Source organism: Mucilaginibacter pankratovii (assembly GCF_014773265.1).
GTDB lineage: Bacteria > Bacteroidota > Bacteroidia > Sphingobacteriales > Sphingobacteriaceae > Mucilaginibacter > Mucilaginibacter pankratovii.
Genome location: NZ_JACWMY010000030.1, coordinates 1 through 1,597, shown reverse-complemented (window position 1 = coordinate 1,597; position 1,597 = coordinate 1). Strand labels below are relative to the sequence as shown.

1 rRNA gene is annotated in these 1,597 nt (G+C 50.4%); it reads right to left on the bottom strand.

Annotated elements, in window-relative coordinates:
• Positions 1–13: 13 nt before the first annotated feature.
• A 16S ribosomal RNA gene (locus tag IDJ77_RS27495) occupies positions 14–1,535 on the bottom strand.
• Between the last annotated feature and the right edge of the window lie 62 nt (positions 1,536–1,597).

The window sequence follows — 1,597 nt, the reverse complement described above, 5'->3', positions numbered from 1 at the left end:
GATAATGCTCCAGAAAGGAGGTATTCCAGCCACACCTTCCGGTACGGCTACCTTGTTACGACTTAGCCCCAGTTACCGACTTTACCCTAGGACGCTCCTTACGGTTACGCACTTCAGGCACTTCCAGCTTCCATGGCTTGACGGGCGGTGTGTACAAGGCCCGGGAACGTATTCACCGCGTCATTGCTGATACGCGATTACTAGCGAATCCAACTTCACGGGGTCGAGTTGCAGACCCCGATCCGAACTGTGAATGGCTTTACGAGATTGGCATCCTGTTGCCAGGTAGCTGCCCGCTGTACCATCCATTGTAGCACGTGTGTAGCCCCGGACGTAAGGGCCATGATGACTTGACGTCGTCCCCTCCTTCCTCTCTATTTGCATAGGCAGTCTGTTTAGAGTCCCCACCTTAACGTGCTGGCAACTAAACATAGGGGTTGCGCTCGTTGCGGGACTTAACCCAACACCTCACGGCACGAGCTGACGACAGCCATGCAGCACCTAGTTTCGTGCTCCGAAGAGCTGATCCGTCTCTGGATCATTCACTAACTTTCAAGCCCGGGTAAGGTTCCTCGCGTATCATCGAATTAAACCACATGCTCCTCCGCTTGTGCGGGCCCCCGTCAATTCCTTTGAGTTTCACCCTTGCGGGCGTACTCCCCAGGTGGAATACTTAACGCTTTCGCTTAGACGCTGGCCGTATATCGCCAACATCGAGTATTCATCGTTTAGGGCGTGGACTACCAGGGTATCTAATCCTGTTTGATCCCCACGCTTTCGTGCCTCAGCGTCAATCATACTTTAGTAAGCTGCCTTCGCAATTGGTGTTCTGTGACATATCTATGCATTTCACCGCTACTTGTCACATTCCGCCTACCTCAAGTACATTCAAGCCCATCAGTATCAAAGGCACTGCGATAGTTAAGCTACCGTCTTTCACCCCTGACTTAATAGGCCGCCTACGCACCCTTTAAACCCAATAAATCCGGATAACGCTCGGATCCTCCGTATTACCGCGGCTGCTGGCACGGAGTTAGCCGATCCTTATTCTTACCGTACATTCAACCCTCTACACGTAAAGGGGTTTATTCCGGTACAAAAGCAGTTTACAACCCATAGGGCCGTCTTCCTGCACGCGGCATGGCTGGTTCAGGCTTGCGCCCATTGACCAATATTCCTTACTGCTGCCTCCCGTAGGAGTCTGGTCCGTGTCTCAGTACCAGTGTGGGGGGCCATCCTCTCAGATCCCCTAAACATCGTAGCCTTGGTAAGCCATTACCTTACCAACTAGCTAATGTTCCGCATGCCCATCTTAATCCTATAAATATTTGATTACACCAAAATGCTATGACGTAATGTTATGCGGTGTTAATCTCTCTTTCGAGAGGCTATCCCCCAGATTAAGGTAGGTTACATACGTGTTACGCACCCGTGCGCCACTCTCATCAGAAGCAAGCTCCCAAATCCCGTCCGACTTGCATGTATTAGGCCTGCCGCTAGCGTTCATCCTGAGCCAGGATCAAACTCTCCATTGTATAATGTGTTGTTTATATCCAAGCCCTATTAAACTCAATCAATAGAAACTTGTAAAAAAAAA